Origin of the sequence: Brotocaccenecus cirricatena (assembly GCF_020687045.1) — a bacterium.
In the GTDB taxonomy this organism is placed as follows: Bacteria; Bacillota; Clostridia; order Oscillospirales; family Oscillospiraceae; genus Vescimonas; species Vescimonas cirricatena.
On the sequence record NZ_JAJEPW010000050.1, the window covers coordinates 1 to 21,767 of the forward strand.

Annotated in this window: 19 protein-coding genes; 5 read left to right on the forward strand and 14 right to left on the reverse strand. The window is 62.2% G+C overall.

Annotated elements, in window-relative coordinates:
• Positions 1 to 54: 54 nt before the first annotated feature.
• Both LKD37_RS13320 and LKD37_RS13325 read right to left on the reverse strand, forming a co-directional pair.
• Positions 55 to 1,146, reverse strand: coding sequence for an ABC transporter permease (locus LKD37_RS13320; protein ID WP_302929640.1), 1,092 nt, complete (start codon positions 1,144 to 1,146; stop codon positions 55 to 57).
• Entirely contained in the window at positions 1,139 to 2,650 is a 1,512-nt protein-coding gene (locus LKD37_RS13325) for an ABC transporter ATP-binding protein (RefSeq protein ID WP_349048794.1), read from the reverse strand. The genes LKD37_RS13320 and LKD37_RS13325 overlap by 8 nt, the downstream gene beginning before the upstream one ends.
• Before the next feature lie 541 nt (positions 2,651 to 3,191).
• Between LKD37_RS13325 and LKD37_RS13330 the strand changes: the two genes are divergently transcribed.
• On the forward strand, positions 3,192 to 4,772 hold the full coding sequence (locus LKD37_RS13330) for a sodium-dependent transporter (RefSeq protein ID WP_302929642.1): 1,581 nt from the start codon (positions 3,192 to 3,194) through the stop codon (positions 4,770 to 4,772).
• A 159-nt stretch (positions 4,773 to 4,931) separates the two neighbouring features.
• Complete coding sequence (locus tag LKD37_RS13335; RefSeq protein WP_302929643.1) at positions 4,932 to 5,756, forward strand: DUF2238 domain-containing protein; 825 nt, start codon at positions 4,932 to 4,934, stop codon at positions 5,754 to 5,756.
• Between the two features lie 450 nt (positions 5,757 to 6,206).
• On the opposite strand, the gene LKD37_RS13340 is transcribed toward LKD37_RS13335, so the two are convergent.
• Positions 6,207 to 7,217 carry a hypothetical protein gene (locus tag LKD37_RS13340; protein WP_302929644.1) on the reverse strand — a complete coding sequence of 337 codons (1,011 nt, stop codon included), beginning with the start codon at positions 7,215 to 7,217 and terminating at the stop codon, positions 6,207 to 6,209.
• 240 nt (positions 7,218 to 7,457) lie between these two features.
• Between LKD37_RS13340 and LKD37_RS13345 the strand changes: the two genes are divergently transcribed.
• Complete coding sequence (locus LKD37_RS13345) at positions 7,458 to 8,477, forward strand: alpha-hydroxy-acid oxidizing protein (protein ID WP_302929645.1); 1,020 nt, start codon at positions 7,458 to 7,460, stop codon at positions 8,475 to 8,477.
• Between the two features lie 189 nt (positions 8,478 to 8,666).
• On the opposite strand, the gene larC is transcribed toward LKD37_RS13345, so the two are convergent.
• From larC to LKD37_RS13380, 7 genes are all read right to left on the reverse strand, one after another.
• Positions 8,667 to 9,863, reverse strand: coding sequence for a nickel pincer cofactor biosynthesis protein LarC (gene larC, locus LKD37_RS13350; protein ID WP_302929646.1), 1,197 nt, complete (start codon positions 9,861 to 9,863; stop codon positions 8,667 to 8,669).
• Complete coding sequence (gene larB / locus LKD37_RS13355; RefSeq protein WP_302929647.1) at positions 9,860 to 10,615, reverse strand: nickel pincer cofactor biosynthesis protein LarB; 756 nt, start codon at positions 10,613 to 10,615, stop codon at positions 9,860 to 9,862. Before larB ends, larC begins: the two co-directional genes overlap by 4 nt.
• Complete coding sequence (gene larE / locus LKD37_RS13360) at positions 10,612 to 11,358, reverse strand: ATP-dependent sacrificial sulfur transferase LarE (protein ID WP_302929648.1); 747 nt, start codon at positions 11,356 to 11,358, stop codon at positions 10,612 to 10,614. The genes larB and larE overlap by 4 nt, the downstream gene beginning before the upstream one ends.
• 24 nt (positions 11,359 to 11,382) lie before the next feature.
• Positions 11,383 to 11,715 carry a cupin domain-containing protein gene (locus LKD37_RS13365; RefSeq protein WP_302929649.1) on the reverse strand — a complete coding sequence of 111 codons (333 nt, stop codon included), beginning with the start codon at positions 11,713 to 11,715 and terminating at the stop codon, positions 11,383 to 11,385.
• A gap of 11 nt (positions 11,716 to 11,726) precedes the next feature.
• A complete protein-coding gene (gene rpoD / locus LKD37_RS13370; protein ID WP_302929650.1) occupies positions 11,727 to 13,094 on the reverse strand; it encodes an RNA polymerase sigma factor RpoD in 1,368 nt (455 codons plus the stop codon).
• A complete protein-coding gene (gene dnaG / locus LKD37_RS13375) occupies positions 13,084 to 14,871 on the reverse strand; it encodes a DNA primase (protein ID WP_302929651.1) in 1,788 nt (595 codons plus the stop codon). The genes rpoD and dnaG overlap by 11 nt, the downstream gene beginning before the upstream one ends.
• A 141-nt stretch (positions 14,872 to 15,012) precedes the next feature.
• Complete coding sequence (locus LKD37_RS13380; protein ID WP_302929652.1) at positions 15,013 to 16,770, reverse strand: Na/Pi cotransporter family protein; 1,758 nt, start codon at positions 16,768 to 16,770, stop codon at positions 15,013 to 15,015.
• A gap of 237 nt (positions 16,771 to 17,007) precedes the next feature.
• Between LKD37_RS13380 and LKD37_RS13385 the strand changes: the two genes are divergently transcribed.
• Positions 17,008 to 17,487, forward strand: a complete 480-nt coding sequence (locus LKD37_RS13385) for a COG2426 family protein (protein WP_302929653.1) — start codon at positions 17,008 to 17,010, stop codon at positions 17,485 to 17,487.
• A 294-nt stretch (positions 17,488 to 17,781) separates the two neighbouring features.
• Here the strand turns inward: LKD37_RS13385 and spoVAE are convergent, their stop codons facing one another.
• The 4 genes from spoVAE to LKD37_RS13405 form a co-directional block, all read right to left on the reverse strand.
• A complete protein-coding gene (spoVAE, locus tag LKD37_RS13390; protein WP_302929654.1) occupies positions 17,782 to 18,138 on the reverse strand; it encodes a stage V sporulation protein AE in 357 nt (118 codons plus the stop codon).
• On the reverse strand, positions 18,135 to 19,163 hold the full coding sequence (spoVAD, locus tag LKD37_RS13395; RefSeq protein ID WP_302929655.1) for a stage V sporulation protein AD: 1,029 nt from the start codon (positions 19,161 to 19,163) through the stop codon (positions 18,135 to 18,137). Before spoVAD ends, spoVAE begins: the two co-directional genes overlap by 4 nt.
• A 97-nt stretch (positions 19,164 to 19,260) precedes the next feature.
• Positions 19,261 to 20,109, reverse strand: a complete 849-nt coding sequence (locus tag LKD37_RS13400; RefSeq protein WP_302929656.1) for a DegV family protein — start codon at positions 20,107 to 20,109, stop codon at positions 19,261 to 19,263.
• Positions 20,110 to 20,147: 38 nt separating this feature from the next.
• The gene (locus LKD37_RS13405; RefSeq protein WP_302929657.1) at positions 20,148 to 20,828 is read right to left on the reverse strand and encodes an SGNH/GDSL hydrolase family protein; all 681 of its coding nucleotides are present in this window, start codon (positions 20,826 to 20,828) and stop codon (positions 20,148 to 20,150) included.
• A gap of 140 nt (positions 20,829 to 20,968) precedes the next feature.
• Here LKD37_RS13405 and LKD37_RS13410 point away from each other — a divergent pair, with 140 nt between their 5' ends.
• Positions 20,969 to 21,574, forward strand: a complete 606-nt coding sequence (locus tag LKD37_RS13410; protein ID WP_302929658.1) for a DUF1836 domain-containing protein — start codon at positions 20,969 to 20,971, stop codon at positions 21,572 to 21,574.
• Positions 21,575 to 21,767: the final 193 nt, after the last annotated feature.

The following is a 21,767-nucleotide window of genomic DNA, read 5'->3' on the forward strand; positions in this document are numbered from 1 at the left end:
ATACCCTGCATGACCGCGCGGGGGATGAAGGATACAATATCAAAATTCATTTTCTCACGCCTCCTTCTTTCCGGAAGAACGGAACTGGACCTTGTAGTTGATGAAGAACTCGCAGCCGATGATGAAGAACAGGATGATGCCCGTCAGGATATCGGAGAAGGAGCGGTTCAGGCCGAAGGCCGTGGAGATCTCGCTGGCGCCGCGGCTGAGGACCACCAGCAGCAGGGACACGAAGATCATGATAACGGGGTTGAACTTGGCCATCCAGGACACCATGACGGCGGTGAAGCCCCGGCCGTCCACGATGGTGGTGGTCATGGTGTGGTCGGTGCTGGAGGTCAGCAGCAGGCCGATCAGGCCGCACAGGGCGCCGGACAGGGCCATGGTCCGGATGATGACCCGGTCCACCTTGATGCCGGCATAGCTGGCGGTGCGGCGGCTTTCGCCCACCACGGCGATCTCATAGCCGTGCTTGCTGTAGTTCAGATAGATGTACATCAGGCCCGTGAGAATGGCCACCACCAGAATGGCCAGCAGGTACTTCTGGTTGCCGATGGTGGGCAGCCAGCCGGCCTGGGTGTCCTGGTTGATGATGCCGATCTTGCCGGAGCCCTTGGGAACCTCCCAGATGATGATGAAGTAGGCCACCAGCTGGGTGGCGATATAGTTCATCATCAGGGTGAACAGCGTCTCGTTGGTGTTCCACTTGGCCTTGAAGAAGCCGGGCAGGAAGCCCCACAGAGCGCCTGCGGCCAGGGACGCGACGGTCATGACCACCAGCAGCAGCCAGTTGGGCATCTTGCCGCCCAGGCAGATCATGCAGGTGGTGGAGGCCAGACAGCCGATGAGGACCTGGCCCTCGGCGCCGATGTTCCAGAAGCGCATCTTGAAGGCGGGGGTCACCGCCAGGGAGATGCCCAGCAGAATGGCCACGTTTTCCCAGGTGGTCCAGCTCTTGCGGGCGGTGCCGAAGGCGCCCTTGAGGATGGTGCCGTAAATGCTCAGGGGATTTTCGCCGGTGAGGATGGTGGTGACCAGTGCGCACACCACCAGCGCCAGGATGATGGCGCCGCCCCGGATGGCCACGTTGGTGTACCACGGCAGGGTGTCCCGCTTGGAAATGTGGAACAGGGATTTCTTATTCATCCGCTTTGCCTCCTTTGTTCACCAGCGTCATCAGCGCGCCGACCTGGTGCTTGTCAGTGGTCCGGGCATCTACCACGCCGGAGACCTGACCGCCGCACAGAACCACGATCCGGTCGCACAGCTCCAGCAGCACGTCCAGATCCTCGCCCACATACACCACGGCCACGCCCTTCATCTTCTGCTCGGTCAGCAGATTATAAATGGTATAGGAGGTGTTGATGTCCAGGCCGCGGACGGCGTAGGCCGTCATCAGCACGGCGGGCTGCTGGGCGATCTCGCGGCCCACCAGGACCTTCTGCACGTTGCCGCCGGACATGCGGCGCACGGGGAAGCTGGTGCTGGGGGTCACCACCTCCAGCTCCTGCCAGATGCGGTTGGCCAGGGCCTCGGGGTCCTTGCGGTCCAGGAAGATGCCGCCGCCCTTCCGCCAGGAGCGCAGCATCATGTTGCCGGTCATGCCCATGGAGCCCACCAGGCCCATACCCAGGCGGTCCTCCGGGACGAAGGACATGGCGATGCCGCTCTTGCGGATGGCCATGGGGCTCAGGCCCACCAGCTCCTTGGGCTGGTCATTATCGGGATTATAATAGGTGACGGAGCCGGAGGCCACAGGATACAGGCCCGCAATGGACTCCAGCAGCTCCCGCTGGCCGGAGCCGGCGATACCGGCAATGCCCAGCACCTCGCCGGCGTTGACGGTGAAGGTCACGTCGTCCAGGCGCTTGACGCCCATCTCGTCAAAGACCGTCAGGCCCTTGATGTCCAGCCGGGGCTTCACGTTCACGGGGGTGGGGCGGTCGATGTTCAGGGTGACGGCGTGGCCCACCATCATGTCCGTCAGGGACTGCTGGTTGGCGTCCTTGGTCTGCACGCAGCCGATATACTCGCCCTTGCGCAGCACCGCCACCCGGTCGGACACGTCCAGCACCTCGTGGAGCTTGTGGGTGATGATGATCAGGGACTTGCCGTCGTTCTTCATGTTGCGCATGACGGCGAACAGCTTGTCGGTCTCCTGGGGGGTCAGCACGGCGGTGGGCTCGTCCAGGATCAGGATGTTGGCCCCGCGGTACAGGACCTTCACGATCTCCACCGTCTGCTTCTGGGACACGGACATGTCATAGATCTTCTGATCCGGGTCAATGTCGAAGCCGTACCGGTCGCAGATCTCCTTGACCTTCTTCCGGGCCTCGGCCAGGTTCAGCTTCCCGGGCATACCCAGGATGATGTTTTCCGTGGCGGTGAACACGTCCACCAGCTTGAAGTGCTGGTGGATCATGCCGATTCCCAGGGCGAAGGCGTCCTTGGGGGAGGCGATGGTCACAGGCTGACCGTCGATGTAGATCTGTCCCTCGTCGGGGAAATAGATGCCGGAGAGCATATTCATCAAGGTGGTCTTGCCGCTGCCGTTTTCACCCAGCAGGGACAGGATCTCACCCTTATACAGCTCCAGCGTAACGTCCTTGTTGGCCGTTACCTTGCCGAAGCGCTTGGTGATATTCTCCATTTTAACTGCGCATACGTTTGCCAAGGCAGTCACCCTTTCTTTCCGGGGGGCCGGGGCGCAGGAGGCCCCTCCGGGTTTTTGTTCCATAGGCGTTATTTTACCATAATTCTGCAGCGTTGTAAATCGCTAACAGCAAAAAAATGAAAATAAATACAAAAAAATTTAGATGGTTACAAAATTTATCAGGCAAAACCCATAGAGAAACCGGAAAAACAGCACTTTTGTGAAATTTGACACAATGCCGTTTAATTATTCACAAAGCACCGGGTCCAATGAAAGAAAAGCGAGCGGGTTGGTAGGTAGGTTTCCGGCAAATATTTCGGCATATTGCAAAATGTGCATAAAAAGAGAATGTGAATAAGTTCACATAATGTTAAAATTGCAGAAATTGACGTTAAAAGTTTATTAAAATTGTCAATTGTGCAATTGGCCGAAACTCTGTATACTTTGAATATGTCCAATAGACGCATGCCGCCGGCACGGCCTGCGCCGGCTCCCGCCCCGCCGGGGCGGAGGAGGAAAAAGAAAAGGAGAGAATTCAATGGAAGAAAGAAAAGGCTTTGGAACCACATTCGGGTTCCTGATGGCTGCCGTGGGATCGGCAGTGGGCCTTGGCAACATCTGGGGCTTCCCCAACAAGATGGGCGCCAACGGCGGCTTCACGTTCCTGGTCATCTATCTGATCCTGGCGGCACTGTGCGGCTTCATCGTCATGGTGGGTGAGCTGGCCCTGGGCCGCAAGACCGGCCGCGGCGTCATCAGCACCTATAAGATCCTCACCAAGCGCTTCAAGTGGCTGGGCTGGCTGGGTATCATCGCACCCTTCCTGATCCTGTCGTTCTACTGCGCTCTGGGCGGCTACTGCATCAAGTATGTCACCGTGAACCTGGGCAACCTCTTCAACGCCGGCTTCGGCACCGGCGGCCTGGGCGGCGCAGAGGTGTTCGGCGGCCTGCTGACCAACCAGGGCGAGTCCGTGATCTATGGTCTGATCTTCGTGCTCATCACCCTGCTCATTGTCATGTGCGGCGTCAGCAACGGCATTGAGAAGGTCTGTTCCGTGGGTATGCCCGCCCTGTTCATCCTGCTGGTGATCTGCATCATCCGGGCCTGCACCCTGGGCGGCAACGACTTCACCGTGGCCGTTCTGCAGGCCGACGGCAGCACCGTGCAGCAGGTGATCCACAGCAGTGCCCTGGACGGCCTGAAGTATATGTTCCAGCCGGGCTATGTCACCAGCACCGGTTACTATGAGCCCGCCAAGGCTCTGGTGGACGGGGCCATGGTCGGCGCCGTTGCCGGTGTGCCCGTGGTCAAGCACGTCACCGAGATCCCCAACTTCATCAGCATCCTCGCCACCGCCGGCGGTCAGATGTTCTTCTCCCTGTCTCTGGGCATGGGCATCATGATCACCTACGGTTCCTATCTGGACAAGAAGCAGAACGTGGAGAAGAACGCCCTGGTCATCGTGGTGTGCGACACCCTGATCGCCCTGATGGCCGGTCTGGCCGTGATGCCCAGCCGCTTCGCCCTGGACGCCGCAGGCGCCGTGGGCGGCCCCAAGCTGCTGTTCATCACCATGCAGAACGTGTTCGACAAGATGGGCTCCATCGGCCCCATCTTCGGCATCCTGTTCTACCTGCTGGTGGTCTTTGCCGCCATCTCCTCCTCCATCTCCCTGCTGGAGGTCATCGTGGCCCACTTCGTGGATGATGCCCGCGACGCCGGTAAGGGCGACAAGCGCAAGCCTTATTCCATCCTGGCTGCCATCGCTGCCGGTGTCCTGTGCGTGCTGGTGTGCCTGGACGGCCTGGGCGAAAACGGCATTGCCCCCGCCACCCTGCTGAATATCGAGGCCAGCGGCTGGAGCGACTGCTGGCTGGACTTCTTCGACTGCGTGGCCGAGGGTATCCTGATGCCCCTGGGCGCTCTGCTGATGTGCATCTGCATCGGCTGGGAGCTGGGTCCCCAGATCGTGGACGACGAGTGTTGCCTGGAGGGCAACCGCTTCAAGAGCAAGGCATTCTTCAACGTGTGCGTGAAGTATATCACCCCCATCATCATGATCCTGATTCTGGCCGGTCAGCTGGACAGCTTCTTCGGCCTGGGCTGGTTCTCCTGATGGAGCCAAACCTGTAAAAGCATCATGGTTATCCGGAGGGTCCGCCGACAGGCGGGCCCTCCGATGCGTTATTTTGCGTTATTTGTTGCATTTTCTCCTGGAATATGTTACAATTCATCCCACTATGCAAGAAGAAATGCACGAGGAAGGAATCATTTTATGAAGCACGAACCCAAGCCGCCCCGCCGCAAGCTCCGGGACCTGGGGCCCATCATCCGCCGCCGCCCGGCGGTGTTCGCCGTATACCTGGTGCTGCGTCTGATCGTCATCGCCGTTCTGGTGTCCTCTATCCTCCGGCGGGAGTATGAGAGCGCCTTCATCTGCCTGCTGGTGCTGGTGCTGTTTATGCTGCCCTTCTTCATCCAGCAGAACTTCGGCATCGAGCTGCCCTCCGCCCTGGAGATCATCATTCTGCTGTTCATCTTCGCGGCGGAGATCCTGGGGGAGCTGGGGTGCTATTTCATCACCTATCCCTACTGGGACTCCATGCTCCACACCACCACGGGGTTCCTGTGCGCCGCCACGGGCTTCGCCTTGATTGACATCCTCAACCGCAACAGCCGCATCAAATTCCAGCTTTCGCCGGTGTATGTGGCCCTGGCAGCCTTCTGCTTCTCCATGACCGTTGGCGTCATGTGGGAGTTTTTCGAGTTCGGCATGGACCGGCTGTTCCACATGGACATGCAGAAGGACACCGTGATCCAGTCCGTCACCTCCGTGATGCTGGACCCCACCAACAGCAACATCCCCGTCACCATTGACGGCATCCACTCCGTGGCCGTCAACGGCCAGGACCTGGGCTTTGACGGATACCTGGACATCGGCCTGTATGACACCATGGAGGACCTGTTCGTGAACTTCGTGGGAGCCGTGGTGTTCAGCACCATCGGATATTTCTATATCAAGCACCGGGGCCGGGGCAAGCTGGCCCGGGCCTTCATCCCCACCATCACGGAGGAGGAGCCGGAACAGACACCGGAATAAAATACGCCCCCGCCCGACTCTGCTTGCCGCAGGGCCGAGCGGGGGGAGACTGTCCAAAAAGGGCTTTGCCCTTTTTGGACAAAAGGCTTGCAGTCTGCCGCGCGCATAATTGGTTCGCCATGGGCGAACCAATTCCACACTTGCAGACTGAGAAGAATTTTCGCCCAGGTACACGCCCCGGGCGAAAATGGATTGCATTTGATTTGCCGCCTGCGGGCGGCAAACTCTGCGAGGCTTTTTTGAAAAGCTGCCCCGCCCGACTCTGCTTGCCGCAGGGCCGGGCGGGGGGGTTATTTATATCATACCAAAACCTGTTAAAAAGCTTGAAAAGCTTTTTATAGCACCGAAGGTGCGTCAGGTTTTGTATGGGACGTCACAGCGTGTTTTCACACGCTGTGCGTGCGCGCAGCGCACGGGATTCTTGATTAAAATCTTTATCAAGAATCAGTATCAGAACCGCATGGGGTACTTGTTGGTGAAAAATTCCAGGCCATTCTGGCTCAGGGGGGTGAAGGTCCCCACCTGGCGCAGGCCGCCGTCATAGAGATACAGCTGCTCCGGGGACTCCGAGCGGTATTCCATCACCCCTGCCAGCACGCCGCCCTTATACACGGCGTCCATGCCGTGATAGCTGTCCCCTGCATAGAGGATCCGGTTGACGATCAGCACATCGTCATAGCATCCCGCAATGGCGACGCCCACATAACCGAACTCCGGGTCGGTGGGCTTTCCCTCCGGCCAGAGGGTATCCAGCCGGGCAATGTCCAGAGGCTCCGTGACCTCCTGGGTCACCGGGTCAAAGGCCAGCACCGTCTCATGCCCCGCCATATACACCTTGCCGTCCAGATAGACCGGCTGCTGGGTGGACACCTCGGAGACGTGCTCCGGCCCCACGTCCATATGGCTCCACTCCGCCTGTTCCGGGTGTCCCAGGGGATACCGGGCCACGGAGACGACTACTCCCGTCACCAGGCCGCTCTGATCCGCCACAGACTGATAGTAGACGGCCACCACCGTGTCCCCATCCAGAGCCATCCGGAACACGTTGCCGCCGCCCTCCGGCGGCGTCTCCCGCAGAGTCTCGCCGTCCTTGGTACAGGCGAACGAGCCATCGTACTGGTCGATGAACTGCGGCTGCCACTCCTCCGGCAGGCTCCGGGGCGTCAAGGGCGCCCAATGCTTCGTTTCATAAAGCTCACCGGTGGTGATGCAGCCCTTCTGCAGATCCCACTGGCCGGTGTACAGCATCTGCACCCGATTGTCCTCGCCGCCGTCCAGGCGATAGACCGTCAGCAGCGGCACCGTCCACTCGCCCGCCTCCGGAAGGCCCACCCCCCGAACCGGGTCCGGCTGGTCCGTGTCAACATCGGCGGGCTGGGGCTTGGCGGCGCATCCCGCCAGAAGCAGAAGTACCAGGCACAGGGCCGTGCATATGCTGAAAAATCGTCTTTTCGAGTTCATGGTTCTCTCCTTTCAAACGGACAACGTTCGGACTCCATGACTGTATTATACAGTTACTCCGCAAAAAAACAATAGATTTTCGTGTATTGTAACCATTTTTAACCATTGTAACGGTTTTGTTACCGTTTAGTATACTTTTGTAACCGGTCTTTTTTCGCCCCGGACCGACAAAATCGGTTGCAAAAACGTTTCCGGTGCGCTATGATAGGGCTATATCACGCAATTGAGGAGGTTTTCCCTATGGATTACAACGAAATTCTCAAAAACGCCCGGGAGTGCAGCGGCCCGTACTGCAAGGCATGTCCCGTATGCAACGGCATGGCCTGCCGCACCCAGGTGCCCGGCCCCGGCGGCAAGGGTACCGCCGCCACCATGCTGCGCAACTATCAGAAGTGGCAGGAGGTGTGCATCAACATGGACACCATCTGCGAAAATGCTCCCATTGACACCACCTTCACCCTGTTCGGGCAGAAGTTTGCCGCCCCCATCTTCGCCGCCCCCGTGGGGGCCATGAAGCTCCACTATGGGGATAAATACGACGATCTGACCTACAATGACATTCTGGTGTCCTCCTGCGCCCAGGCGGGCATCGCCGCCTTCACCGGCGACGGCACCAACCCCGCCGTGATGGAGGGCGCTCTGCACGCCATCACCGCCGCCGGGGGCCTGGGCGTGCCCACGGTGAAGCCCTGGAACATGGAAACGGTGTTTGCCAAGCTGGACGCCGTGCGCCGGGCGGACCCCATGGCCGTGGCCATGGACATCGACGCGGCGGGCCTGCCCTTCCTGAAGGGGCTGACCCCCCCGGCAGGCAGCAAGACCGTGGAGGAGCTGCGGCAGATCATCGACTACGCCAAAAAGCCCTTTATCATCAAGGGCATCATGACCGTTCGCGGCGCGCTGAAGGCCCTGGAGGCCGGGGCCAGCGGCATCGTGGTGTCCAACCACGGCGGCCGGGTCCAGGATCAGTGTCCCTCCACGGCGGAGGTCCTGCCCGCCATCGCCGACGCGGTGGGCGGCAAGCTGACCATCCTGGTGGACGGCGGCCTGCGCAACGGCACGGACATCTTCAAGGCCCTGGCCATGGGCGCGGACGGCGTGCTCATTGGCCGTCCCTTCGTCACCATGGTCTATGGCGGCGGATCGGAGGGCCCCGCCGTGCTGGTGAAAAAGCTCCAGGCGGAGCTGGCGGACACCATGGCCATGTGCGGCGCCCACAACCTGGCGGAGATTCGCCGGGACATGCTGTTCGGGTATTAATACTGATTCTTGATTCAAAAATTTAATCAAGAATCCCGTGCGCCGGGCGCACGCACAGCGTGTGAAAACACGCTGTGACGTCTCATACAAAACCTGTTAAAAAGCTTGAAAAGCTTTTTAACAGGTTCTGGTATAATCGCATCAAGGCGCAAAAAGGACCGGCTGCTTCGGCAGCCGGTCCTCTTGTTTTCACTTCAGCCCATCCCGGACCTGGTCCAGGGTCAGGTCCTGCTCCCGGGCAATACGGGCCAGGTCCTCATATTCCGGCTTCTGCCGCCGGACGCCCCAGCCCTGGGAGGTTTTCCGGGCCACGGGGCCCCAGGGGGAGTTCACGGTGTCCTGGCTGCGGGACAGGGTATACCGCCGGTGCCGGGTCTCCCGGACGCCCAGGGTGGTGGTGTGCCGCAGCAGCAGATGCACCATGTCCTCCCGCTGCTCCTCCCGGCACAGGACGCACAGCATCACGCCAGGCCTGGATTTTTTCATGCCAATGGGCAAGGTGTACACATCCAGTGCCCCGGCGGCCAGCAGCCGTTCCATGGCGAAGGCGATGCCCTCGCCGGTCATGTCGTCCAGGTTGCAGGCCAGCTCCACCACGTCGCCGCTCTCCGCCGCCGTCTCCCCCAGCATGGCCCGCAGGCAGTTGGCCCGGGGGAAGTCCTTCCGCCCCATGCCGTAGCCCACGGATTCCAGGGTCATCACCGGCATGTCGCCGAAGCGGGTGACAAAATGCCGCAGCAGAGCCGCCCCGGTGGGGGTACACAGCTCCCCCTGGATGGCCCCGCCATAGATGGGCACATCCCGCAGGAGATATGCCGTGGCCGGGGCAGGCACCGGCAGAACGCCGTGGGCGCAGCGGACGGTGCCGCCGCCCACATGCACCGGGGAGGCGATCACCTGGTCCGCCGCCAACTCCTCCATCAGCAGGCACACCGCCGTCACGTCCGCCACGGCGTCCATGGTGCCCACTTCATGGAAATGGATGTCCGTCACCGGCACGCCGTGGACGTGACTCTCCGCCTGGGCAATGCTGTCGTACACCGCCCGGATGTCCGCCCGCACCTTTTCCGACACCGGCAGGTGCCCGATCAGATGGCCGATCTCCTCCATGCCGCTGTGGTGATGGTGGTGCTCGTGGTCATGCTCATGGTGATGGTCATGCTCGTGGTCGTGCTCGCCCTCTGCGTGGCCGTCCACCGTCACGGTGATGTGAGTGCCGGTGATGCCGCACTTTTCCGCCTGTTCCCGGTGATAGGTCACGCCGGGAATCCCCAGGCCGTTGAGCCGCTTCACAAACTCCTCCGGCCGGGGCAGCAGCTCCAGCAGGGCCGCCGTCAGCATATCCCCGGCAGCGCCCATGCCGCAGTCCAGATACAGGGTCCTCATTTTTTCACCTCCATGTGATTGATCATACTGGCCAGATACCCCGCGCCGAAGCCGTTGTCGATGTTCACCACCGACACGCCGCTGGCGCAGGAGTTCAGCATGGACAGCAGAGCCGACACGCCGCCGAAGGACGCGCCGTAGCCCACGCTGGTGGGCACGGCGATCACCGGGCAGTCCGCCAGACCGCCGATGACGCTGGCCAAGGCTCCCTCCATGCCGGCAATGGCGATGATCACCGAAGCGCTCATGATATCGTCCATATGGTACAGGGTCCGGTGCAGGCCCGCCACCCCCACATCGTACAGCCGCAGCACTTCGTTGCCGTGGACCTCCGCCGTCAGGGCGGCCTCCTCGGCTACGGGGATATCGCTGGTGCCGCCGGTAGCGATAACGATGCGGCCGATGCCGTCAGGCTCCGGCAGGTCGCCGATGATGCCGCACCGGGCCTCGGCCCGGTAATCCAGGGGATACACGGCGGCAATTTCCGCCGCCGACTCCGGAGACAGCCGGGTGATGAGAATGGTTTTCTGGCCGTGCTGGCGCATGACGCCCACGATGCCGATCATCTGGGCGACGGTTTTTCCCGCGCCGTAGATCACCTCCGCCGCCCCCTGGCGGATGCCCCGATGCATGTCCACTTTTGCATAGCCGATGTCGGCAAAGGGCTCCTTCTTGATGGCCAGCAGCGCGTCGTCCACGGACATGGCGCCCTGCTGCACGGCCTCCAGCAGCTTTCTGGTATCGCTGTTCATCCTCGTCCCTCCAAATCCAGCCATACGCCGTCATAATCCGGCCCCAGGCGCTGCAAAATCTCCTGCCGGTGCTCCAGCAGCCCCGGCATCTGGGCGGCGGGCAGCTGAATCTTGGCGCTGCGGCCCACCAGGCGCACCCGGAAGTCCGTGAAGCCCAAGGAGAACAGATCGCTCTCCGCCGCCTCGGTGACAGCCAGGTCCCGAGCCGTAATGGGCTGTCCGGTGGGGATGCGGGTGGCCAGGCAGGCGTATGCGGGCTTGTCCCAGGTAAACAGTCCTGCGTCCCGGGACAGCATGCGGACATCCCGCTTGGTCAGGCCGCACTCCCGCAGGGGAGAGCGCACCGACAGTTCCCGCAGGGCCCGCATACCGGGCCGGTCTCCGGCGTCGTCGGAGGCGTTGGTGCCGTCCAGCAGCACGGTGAAGCCGTCCGCCTCCGCCGCGGCCAGGATGGTGCGGAAGATCATCTGCTTGCAGTGGTAGCACCGGTCCGGCGGGTTGGCCGTTACGGTTTCCGACGCCAGCACGTCCACCGGCAGGACCTTCATGTCGGCGTTCAGTTCCCCGGCCAGACGCCGGGCGTCCTCCAGCTCAAAGGCCGGCTGGAAGGCGGAATTTACATAATAGGCCCTTGCCCGGGCCCCGTAGTGCAGGGCGGCATACAGCAGGTAGGACGAGTCCACCCCGCCGGAAAAAGCGATGGCCACCCGGGGATTTTCCGCGAAAAATTCTTGCAGGTTCATATGGATATGCTCTTTCCCTTTGCTTTATTTTGCATTGGGCACGATGCCCAGGATCACCAGAGGCTCTGTGCCGGTGTTGACGACACTGTGGCTGTGACCCCGGGGGCAGTAATGGCACAGGCCCGGGCCCACCGGCACCTCCGCGCCGTCGTCCAGGCACACCCCGGTGCCGGACAGGAAGTACATGATCTCGCAGCTGTCCTCATGGGTGTGCAGACCGATGGAGGAGCCGGGCTGAAGCGTCAGCCGCAGGATCTTCCCCATGTCGTCCTGAAAGATCCGGGTCTCGGCCTCCCCCTGGCCGCCCTTGAACCGGGGCTGCACCAGGGAGGGCATGCGGTCAAAATCCAGCGTCATGGCCCGTCACCTCAGTTCAGAAAGTCCTTGAGCTTCTTGCTGCGGGAGGGATGACGGAGCTTCCGCAGGGCCTTGGCCTCGATCTGGCGGATGCGCTCGCGGGTGACGTTGAACTCCTTTCCCACCTCCTCCAGGGTGCGGGTGCGGCCGTCCTCCAGGCCGAAGCGCAGCTTCAGCACCTTCTCCTCCCGGGGGGTCAGGGTGCTGAGCACGGACACCAGCTGCTCCTTCAGCAGGGTATAGCTGGCGGCCTCGCTGGGCTCGGACGCGCCCTCGTCGGGGATGAAGTCCCCCAGATGGGAGTCCTCCTCCTCACCGATGGGGGTCTCCAGGGACACCGGCTCCTGGGCGATCTTCAGAATTTCCCGGACCTTGTCCACGGGCATGTTCATCTCCTCGGCGATCTCCTCGGGGGAGGGGTCGTGGCCCAGCTCCTGCAGCAGCTGCCGGGACACCCGGATGACCTTGTTGATGGTCTCCACCATGTGGACGGGGATGCGGATGGTGCGGGCCTGGTCGGCGATGGCCCGGGTGATGGCCTGGCGGATCCACCAGGTGGCATAGGTGGAGAATTTATAGCCCTTGGTGTGGTCGAATTTCTCCACGGCCTTGATCAGGCCCAGGTTGCCCTCCTGGATCAGGTCCAGGAACAGCATGCCCCGGCCCACATAGCGCTTGGCGATGGACACCACCAGACGCAGGTTGGCCTCGACCAGCTGTTTTTTGGCTTTTTCCCCGGCCTTCAGCTCCGCCTTGGCCTGGGCCAGCTCCTCATCGGTCAGGGTCAGCTCCCCGGCCTCCACCTGGGCCAGCCGCTCCTTGGCGGCGTTCCCGGCGGACATGGCGGTGGCCAGGCGGACCTCCTGGTCGCCGGTCAGCAGGGGCACCTTGCCGATCTCCTTCAGATACATGCGCACCGGGTCGTCGATGTTGAAGCTATCCACCAGGGTGTTGGGGTCGACCAGCTCCTCCTCCTCGATCTCGGCGATCTCCTCCATGGCAGGCTCCATGTCCTCGGGGATGTCGTTGGTGAAATCCTCGGTGACGATGTCGATGCCCAGGTCCGCCAGGGAGTCATAGATGCGGTCCATCTGGTCGCCGTCCAGGTCCAGGGGGTCCACCACCTCGGACAGCTCCGCCGGCTCCAGGCGGCCCTTCTTCTTGCCCTTGATAAACAGCTCCCGGAGCTTCTCGTTCCCGGCCAGCAGCGCCGCCGCCGGGCACTTGGCCAGCTTCTCCTCCAGGGCCTTGTCCGCCGCGGGCTTTGCTTCCTCGGCCTTCTGGGCGGCGGCCCTTCCGGCCTTCTTCTTGTCGTCGGCGGCCAGCAGCTGGTCCGCCATTTCCTTCAGCTCCTGCTGGGTATAAACTTTATCCGTCATTGTGCTTTCCTCCATAGCCCTTTTTATTTTTATATTTCTCCGCCGCAGCCGCCAGGGGGTCCGTTCCCGCCCCGGCGGTGCGTTTCTGCGCTTCTTCCCGGATGACCCGGCAGTAATCCGCCAGGGCCCGCTCCCCTCCGGCAGGGGATTCCGGCTTCTGCACCACCCCGGTCAGGTGGCTCATCTCCTCGCCGGTCAGCTCCCCGCTGAGGGAGGAGATGCTCAAAGGCCGCCCGGCCATGTGGCTCTCCCACAGGCTGGCGTATACCCGGCCCAGCAGCGGCGAGGAGAACGACTCCGCCGGAACCGGCGGCGTGTCGCCGAACAGGCTGTCGTCCAGCAGCAGAAGCCGGATGACCCCCTCCTCCGCCAGGGCGCTGCGGAGGTTGTCGTACCGCAGGCCACGCTCCTGTGGCTGCAGGGACACCGCCGGGTTCAGCTCCCGGCGCTCCCGGGTCTTTTTCTCCTTGGCGGCCATGCGGCGGAAGGCCCGCTGCACCTCCATTTTCAGGGCCTCCGGCGTCAGCCCCGCCGCCTCCGCCGCCCGGGTGGTGTAGATCTCTCGCTCCACGGCGTTTTCCAGGGTGCACAGCACCCCGCTGACCTCCTGGGCATAGGCCACCCGGGCCTGATCGTCCCGCAGGTCATACTTCCCGGCGATCTCGTGCAGCCGGAACTCGATGCCGTTGGCGCTGCCGGACAGCAGCCGCTCAAAGGCCTCCGGCCCCTGGAATTTGATGAAATCATCGGCGTCCTGCTTCACATATTCCCCGTCCACCAACCGGTTGGGCAGCCGCAGCACCCGAACGGTGAACTCCGACCGGTTCAGCAGCTCCAGGGCCCGCTGAGTGGCCAGTGCCCCCGCCTTATCGTTGTCGTAGCACAGCACCAGCTCCTTGGTATACCGGGACAGCAGCCGGGTCTGCTCCACCGTCAGCGCCGTGCCCATGGAGGCCACGGCGTTGTCGAACCCCGCCTGGTGCAGGGTCACCACGTCCAGGTTGCCCTCGCACAGGATGATATTGGGCCGCTTGGTCTTTTTGGCCAGGTTCAGTCCGTACAGCACCCGGCGCTTGCTGTATGTAAGGGTTTCGGGGGTGTTCATATACTTGGGCTCGGACTTGTCCAGCACCCGGCTGCCGAAGCCCACCACGTCGCCCCGCACGTCGATCACCGGCAGGATCAGCCGGTTGCGGAACTTGTCGTATATGTGCCCGTTCTTTCCGCTGACGGCCAGGCCCGCCCGGATCAGCTCGTCCTTGGAATAGCCCCTGGCGGTCATGGCGGTCAGCAGGGCGTCCCAGCTGTCCGGCGCGGCCCCCATGCCGAAGCGCACGGCGATCCTCCGGTGGATCTGCCGCCGGTCCAGATAGTCCCGGACGGCCTGGCCCTCCGGGGCCTGGAGGGTCTGATAGTACCACCGGGCGGCGTCCCGGTTCAGCTCCAGCATCCGGCGGCGGAGCTTCTCCGTGCCGTCGCTGGCCTCCTCCGGCACCGGGATGTTGGCCCGCTTGGCCAGAAACCGCACCGCGTCGGGATAGGACAGATTCTCGATGTCCATGACGAAGTTGATGACGCCGCCGCCCTTTTTGCAGCCGAAGCAGTGATAAAACTGCTTGTCCGGCAGCACATGGAAGGAGGGGGTCTTTTCGTTGTGGAAGGGGCAGCAGCCCCAGAAGCTGCCTCCCTTGGGCGTCAGGGACACATAGGAGCCCACCACGTCCACGATATCGTTCCGGGCGATCAGCTCGTCCAGAAAGCTCTGGGGAAACGGCATGGCTGCACCTCCTGTCCGGCCGGAATTCCCGTGATATCTATAGATACCCCTAAAATTCTCGGAATCCTCTTTTTTTGCGAAAATTTTTTGAAAAAATTTTTCCCGCCGCAGACGCGGCGGGAAAAACAGGATAAGCCCCGGTTACAGGGTGTATTTCTTCTGATATTCGGCGGAGTACCGGGCGAAGGAGGCGGACTTCATGGCCTTGACACTGTTGAGGTACTCATGGGTGTCGAAGGAGTCGGATTCCAGCTCGATCATGGCCACGGCGATGTTGGAGCAGTGGTCCGCCACCCGCTCATAGTTGGTCAGCAGGTCGTTGAAAATGAAGCCCTGGTTCAGGGTGCACACGCCCTTTTGCAGGCGGTCCACATGGTGCAGCTTCATCTCATCGCACAGGCCGTCCACGATCTCCTCCAGCGGCTCCACCCGGGAGGCGCCCTCCAGGTCGCCGGAGACGAAGGCCCCGACGGCCAGGTGCAGGATCTCGGTGATGGCCTGCTCCAGGGTCCGAAGCTCCCGCTCGGCCTCCGGGGAGAACACCACGCTTTTGGCGTTGATCTCCCGGGCGGCGTCGCAGATGTTCAGGGCGTGGTCGGAAATGCGCTCAAAGTCGGAGATGGTGTGCAGATACTTGGACACCTCCTCGCTTTGCCGCTGGGACAGCTCCTTGCCGGTGATCTTCATCAGATAGGTGCCCAGCCGGTCCTCGTAGCGGTCGATGGCGTTTTCGGCATCCTCCACTGCCCGGCAGCCCTTGTCGCTGAATTTGTGCACCAGATCCATGGCCCGCAGCAGGTTGTCCATGGCCCGCCGGGCCATGGCGTCGGTGACCTGGCGGCTCTGCTCCAGGGCCAGAGCCGGGTGCAGCAGAAAGCGCTCCTCCAGCCGGTCCATCTCCTGCTCCTCCCGGATGCTCTCGGGATTCTCGGGGATCAGCAGGCACACGCACTTTTCCAGCAGCCCGATCAGGGGGGTCAGAACGATAACGGTGGCCAGACGGAACAGGGTGTTCATCAGGGCGATGGACACGGTGGTCATGGTCATGGTCATGAAATCAAAGTGGGCGATGGCGTTGGCGATATAGAACACCGTGGCCCAGATCACCACGCCCAGCACATCGATCAGCAGATACACAAAGGCCGTGCGCTTGCCGCTGACGTTGGCCCCCAGGGCCGACAGCAGCACCGGCACCGCCGCGCCGATGGCGATGCCCATGATGATGGGCAGGGCGATCTCAAAGGTGATGGCCCCGGTGACGGCCAGCGCCTGGAGAATACCCACGGCGGCACTGGCGCTCTGGATGACGCTGGTGAACAGCAGGCCCACCAGAATGCCCAGCAGGGGGTTGGAGAAGGAGGTCAGGGCGTCGATGAACACCTGGCTGTCCCGCAGGGGGGAGACGGCGTCGCTCATGGCGCTCATGCCGTACATCAGCACCGCGAAGCCCAGCAGGATGTCCCCGATGTGGTGGGTAGAGGGCCGCTTGGCGGCCATGCGCAGGATGATGCCGACGACGGCCACCAGGCCCGTCAGGGTGGCGGTGCTCAGCAGGGTCACCCAGCCGCTGCCGCCGCTGAGACTGCTGAGACAGAGGATCCACCCGGTGACGCTGGTGCCCAGAATGGCGCCCATGACGATGCCGATGGCCTGGTTTACCTTCATCATGCCGGAGTTGACGAAGCCCACCACCATCACGGAGGTGGCGGAGGAGGACTGGATCACGGCGGTGACGCCGGTGCCCAGCAGAACCCCCTTCAGCGGTGTGCTGGTCAGCTTATACAGCACCAGCTCCAGCTTGCTTCCGGCGACTTTTTTCAGGCCGTCGCCCATGATGGCCATGCCGAATAAAAACAGCGCGATGCCGCCTAACAGGCCGATGATCTCGGATGCACCCATACGCATTCCCCTCCCAGTATATGTCTATTCTATAGTATAGCAAATTCCGGGGAGCCGTGTCGATGGAAAACCCCGCAAAAGAATGGAGAATTGCGGAGAAAAAACGCCGGATTCTTTGTGTATTCCACAAAATCCTTCGGCAAAAAAATAACAATTCTTGCGTATCCCGCCGGGGCGGGGTATACTATGTTATTATACCATCAATTAGACTGGCTTAACGCTGCAAAAGGAGCCCTTATGTTCAAGCATTGTCTCATCGTGTTTCTGGTGTCCATGGTGCCCATCATCGAGCTGCGGGGCGCCATCCCCTACGGCGTGGGCTTCGGCCTGCCCCTGTGGCTGACGTATATCATCGCCATTGTGGGCAATATGCTGCCGGTGCCGCTGATCTATTTCTTTGCCCGGAAGGTGCTGGAGTGGGGCCGGGACAAGCCCGTCATCGGCAAATTCTTCACCTTCTGCCTGGAAAAGGGCAAAAAGGGCGGCGAAAAGCTCCAGGCCAAGGCAGGCCGGGGCCTGTTCTGGGCGCTGCTGCTGTTTGTGGGCATCCCCCTGCCCGGCACCGGGGCCTGGACCGGCACCCTGGCCGCCAGCCTCCTGGATATGGACTTCCGCCGCAGCGTGCTGGCCTGCATGGGCGGCGTGCTGCTGGCCGGGTGCATTATGGGCGCCCTGAGCCTGCTGGGAGTCTCCGCCTTCGGCGCCATCGCCGGATAAAAAGCAGCATATAAACAGCAAAAAGCCTCGCAGCGTTTGCCGCCCGCAGGCGGCAAATAAGCTGCAATCCGTTTTTTGCGGCGGCGCCCCCCAAGGGGACTTCCGTTGGGCATGTACGTCGCAAAAAACACTTCTCAGTCTGCAAGTGTGGAATTTGTTCGCTTTCAGCGAACAAATTATGCGCGCGGCAGACTGCAAGCCTTCTGTCCAAAAAGGGCAAAGCCCTTTTTGGACAAGCTGAGAAAAAAGCCCCCTGCCGGGGGCTTTTTTCGTGCCATCCTCCTGGTGAGCCGCTTACCGCTTGTCCCCGGGGCGGAAGATCAGCGCCGCCAGCACCCCGAACACTACGGCAGCGGCAATGCCCCCGGCGGCGGCCGTCAGCCCCCCGGTCAGAGCGCCCAGCAGTCCCTTTTCCGCCACGGCTTTCGCCACCCCCTTGGCCAGGCAATAGCCAAAGCCCGTCAGGGGCACCGTGGCTCCGGCGCCGCCCCAGTCCACCAGGGGCTGATACAGCCCCACCGCCTGCAACAGCACCCCCGCCACCACATAGCCCGTCAGGATCCGGGCGGGGGTCAGCTGGGTCCGGTCAATGAGGATCTGTCCCACGGCGCACAGCAGTCCGCCGCACAAAAACGCGTTCAGATAGGTCACGTTTCCCCCTCCTTCCCGGCGGAAAACACCACCGCGTGGCAGATGCCCGGCACGCTCTCCCCCTGGAAGGAGGAGGTGGGGCTCAATAAGGCCCCGGTGGGGGCAAACACCAGCCGCCGCCACCGGCCCCGCCGCAGGCCGTCCAGCAGATATCCGTTCAGCACCGCCGCCGAGCAGCCGCAGCCGGAGCCTCCGGCGTGCATGTCCTGCTTCTCCAGGTCGTACAGCAGCATTCCGCAATCCTGATAGTTCCGGGACAGGTCCACCCCGTCCCGGCGGAACAGGTCCGTGACGATGGCGTGGCCCAGGGCCCCCAGGTCCCCGGTGACGATCAGGTCATAGTCCCCGGGGCCGGTTTTCGTCTCCCGGAACAGGGCCGACAGCGTGTCATAGGCGGCGGGGGCCATGGCGGCCCCCATGTTGTTCACGTCGGTGATGCCCATGTCCACGATTTTCCCGCAGGTCACATGGGTGATATACGGCCCGTCCCCCTGGTCCCCCAGGATACAGCACCCGGCGGCGGTAGCAGTCCACTGGGCGGTGGGGGTCCGCTGGCTGCCGTAGGGCACCGGCATGCGGTACTGCCGCTCGGCGGTGCAGTAGTGGGAGCTGGTCATGCAGGCCGCCGTCCGGGCGTGGCCGCCGGAGAGCAGCAGGCTCCCCAGGGCCAGGCTCTCCCCCATGGTGGAGCAGGCCCCGTACAGGCCGAAAAACGGAATCTGGAAATCCCGCAGGCCGAAGGCGGTGCCGATGCACTGGTTCAGCAGGTCCCCGGCCAGGACGTAGTCCAATTCCGCCGGGGTCAGCCCGCCCTTTTCCAGGGCCCGGGTCAGGGCCTCCTGCTGCATGGCGGACTCCGCCTGCTCCCAGGTGTCCTTTCCGAAGAAGGAATCCGTGCACAGCAGGTCAAAATGCCCCGCCAGGGGGCCGTTGGCCTCGAATTTTCCGCCGATGTTGGCATAGGACACCACGCTGGGGGGCCGCAGCAGGGCCACCGTCTGCCGGCCCAGGCGTCTGGACGTCATAAAAATCACCTCTTGTCCATAGTCTGCCGCACCGACGCCTGAATATGCGCAAAAACCTCCGCCGGGCGGCGCCCGGCGGAGGTTTTGTGTTCTTTTTTTACTTGCCCACCGCGTGGAAATACAGCGACAGCATACCGGGGCCCACATGGGCGCCGGTCACCGGCTCGTGGGGCACCTGCAGGATGGGCCCCCGATGGCCCGCCTCCCGCAGCTTGGTCTCCAGCCGCAGGGCCTCGCCGGGGCAGTCCCCGTGGGAGATGCCGATCAGGTCGTCCAGGTCGATGGCCCGCTCCTTATAGATGCTCACCAGCCGCTCGATGGCCCGCAGCTTGCCCCGGGCCTTGTCGAACAGGACGATCTTGCCCTCCTCGTTGCCCCGGAGGATAGGCTTGATCTGCAGCAGGGAGCCCACCAGCGCCGACGCACCGGAGATGCGGCCGCCCTTGCGCAGGTACTTCAGGTCGTCCACAGCGAAATACTGGCAGTAATTCTGGCAGTACACTGTCATTTTCTCCACCAGCTCGTCCAGGCCCATGCCCTGGCGCACCAGGGAGGACGCCTTCAAGGCCGGGATTCCCGCCCCCAGAGACGCGCCCATGCTGTCGATGGGACAGACCCGGCGCTGGGGATACTGCTCCATCAGCTCGTCCCCGGCCAGCTTCGCCGACCACCAGCTGCCGCTGATGCCGGCGGAAATGCTGAAATACACCACGTCGTCTCCCTGGGCGATATAAGGCTCAAAGGCCTTCCGGGCGTCGTCCGGGTTCACCATGGAGGTGCGCACGTCGGCGCCGGAGCGCAGGGCCTCATAATACTCGTGGCCGTCCAGCCCCTCCGGGGCCGGCTGATCGTCAATGGTCAAGGCCATAGGCAGCAGGTGGATGTTGTATTGCTCCCGCAGCTCGGGGGACAGATTGGCCCCGGAGTCCACAAAGATCTGGATCATGATAAAACAGTTCCTTTCAAGATTTTTGCCCAAGATGCTTATATATTCTTCTTTACCCAATCCGCCAGGGTGTCGAACAGCTGCTCATACCCCGGCACGGTCAGGTGGATGCCGTCGGCGGCGATCAGCTGGGACAGCCGGTGGTTCCGCAGAAACGTCTGCCGCACCGGGATCAGGGGGATGTTCTCCCGCAGGGCGATCTCCGCCGCCGTGTCGGCGTACAGCTCCTGGTGGCGATAGATCATCTGAGGCTCCCCCAGCCAGTCCAGAATGCGGTCCCGCCGCAGATTGTCCCGGCACAGGAAGTCCAGATACCGCTCCCCGTCAATGGGGGGCAGGGTCATCATCACCGGCTGCACCCCGCCCTGGCGCAGGGCGTCCAGGGTCTCATGCAGGGTGTCGGCAAACTCCGGCAGCTCCGTGTTGGGCCGGTGGTCGGCCTCGGGGTCCGCGTCAATGGCGGCCCAGTCGAAGTCGCTGTCGTTGCCGCCGTAGGACACCAGGGCATACCGGGCCTCCAGACCCCGGTCCAGGTCATGCCGCACCAGGCTCAGCCCCTTGCGGATGGTGGCCCCCATTTTCGACCGGTTCACCACCTCCACCAGCTTGGTCTGGTAGCGCTGCATCACCTCGTTGATGTGAAAATGATAGTGGAAATCCACGTCCGGCACCGTGGCCTTCAGCAGAGAATCTCCGTAAATATAAATCTTATCCGGCATGGCTATGACCTCCATCCCTCTTTTTTCCTAATATAGCATATTAGTTCTGGCAAGTCAACCTATTATTTCCCGATTTCTGCTTGCGCCCAACCAAATATTCTGATATTATATGGAAAAAGGAAACGCCGGAGGAATGCTGTATGCAATATGACAAAGAGCTGATCGCCCACAAGCTGGACCGGTGGGACCGGTTCATCACCGACTACCACCTGCCGGAGTGGGACGCCATCCCCGATCTGGGGCTGTATATGGACCAGGTGGTAGTGCTGCTGGCCCAGTATCTGAACTTCATCCCGGCCATGCCCGGCGGCAAGGAAAGCTTTGTCACCTCCTCCACCATCAACAACTATGTGCGGCTGAAGATCATGCCCGCCCCGGTAAAGCGGAAATACTTCCGGGTCCACATCGCCTATCTCATCATGATCCTGACCATGAAGCAGAGCATCAGCATCAGCGACGTGCAGAAGATCATCCCGGCGGACATCCCCGAGGAGGACGTCCGGGCCATCTATCAGGAGTATTCCGAGAAATTCCGCCACATTGCCCTGTTTTTCAACCAACAGGTCCAGGACGCGGCGGAGGATATCCGCACGCCGGACCAGCCCGGCGAGGCCGCCGTGTCCCGGCTGGTCATCGAAAGCACCCTGATCGCGGGGTTCTCCAAAATTCTGGCGGAGAAGCTCATCCGCCTGTGCGGGGCCGACACCCAGGAGGTTCTGGCCGCCGAGCAGCCCCCCCAGACGTAAGGCTCCTGCACTTTACAGCCCGCCGCATCCCCTGCCCTTCGGGGCGGGGGCTTTTTGTTTTACGCAGCCATTCCTTGCGGCAGGGCAAACGGGCCCTGCCCTACAGTATTCTTTCAATAAACGTTCCGTAGGGCGGGGCCCATGTCTGCCCACCGTCGTGCCAGCCGACTCTCGGCCGCTACCGCGGCCGACA

Coding starts and splice junctions, on each gene's coding strand:
- LKD37_RS13320 (WP_302929640.1), bottom strand. CDS start 1,146: ATGAATAAGAAATCCCTGTTCCACATTTCCAAGCGGGACACCCTGCCG.
- LKD37_RS13385 (WP_302929653.1), top strand. CDS start 17,008: ATGTTCAAGCATTGTCTCATCGTGTTTCTGGTGTCCATGGTGCCCATC.
- LKD37_RS13400 (WP_302929656.1), bottom strand. CDS start 20,109: ATGATCCAGATCTTTGTGGACTCCGGGGCCAATCTGTCCCCCGAGCTG.
- rpoD (WP_302929650.1), bottom strand. CDS start 13,094: ATGACGGATAAAGTTTATACCCAGCAGGAGCTGAAGGAAATGGCGGAC.
- LKD37_RS13330 (WP_302929642.1), top strand. CDS start 3,192: ATGGAAGAAAGAAAAGGCTTTGGAACCACATTCGGGTTCCTGATGGCT.
- LKD37_RS13380 (WP_302929652.1), bottom strand. CDS start 16,770: ATGGGTGCATCCGAGATCATCGGCCTGTTAGGCGGCATCGCGCTGTTT.
- LKD37_RS13340 (WP_302929644.1), bottom strand. CDS start 7,217: ATGAACTCGAAAAGACGATTTTTCAGCATATGCACGGCCCTGTGCCTG.
- LKD37_RS13335 (WP_302929643.1), top strand. CDS start 4,932: ATGAAGCACGAACCCAAGCCGCCCCGCCGCAAGCTCCGGGACCTGGGG.
- larB (WP_302929647.1), bottom strand. CDS start 10,615: ATGAACAGCGATACCAGAAAGCTGCTGGAGGCCGTGCAGCAGGGCGCC.
- LKD37_RS13405 (WP_302929657.1), bottom strand. CDS start 20,828: ATGCCGGATAAGATTTATATTTACGGAGATTCTCTGCTGAAGGCCACG.
- LKD37_RS13345 (WP_302929645.1), top strand. CDS start 7,458: ATGGATTACAACGAAATTCTCAAAAACGCCCGGGAGTGCAGCGGCCCG.
- LKD37_RS13325 (WP_349048794.1), bottom strand. CDS start 2,650: ATGGAGAATATCACCAAGCGCTTCGGCAAGGTAACGGCCAACAAGGAC.
- spoVAD (WP_302929655.1), bottom strand. CDS start 19,163: ATGACGTCCAGACGCCTGGGCCGGCAGACGGTGGCCCTGCTGCGGCCC.
- LKD37_RS13365 (WP_302929649.1), bottom strand. CDS start 11,715: ATGACGCTGGATTTTGACCGCATGCCCTCCCTGGTGCAGCCCCGGTTC.
- dnaG (WP_302929651.1), bottom strand. CDS start 14,871: ATGCCGTTTCCCCAGAGCTTTCTGGACGAGCTGATCGCCCGGAACGAT.
- larC (WP_302929646.1), bottom strand. CDS start 9,863: ATGAGGACCCTGTATCTGGACTGCGGCATGGGCGCTGCCGGGGATATG.
- larE (WP_302929648.1), bottom strand. CDS start 11,358: ATGAACCTGCAAGAATTTTTCGCGGAAAATCCCCGGGTGGCCATCGCT.
- LKD37_RS13410 (WP_302929658.1), top strand. CDS start 20,969: ATGCAATATGACAAAGAGCTGATCGCCCACAAGCTGGACCGGTGGGAC.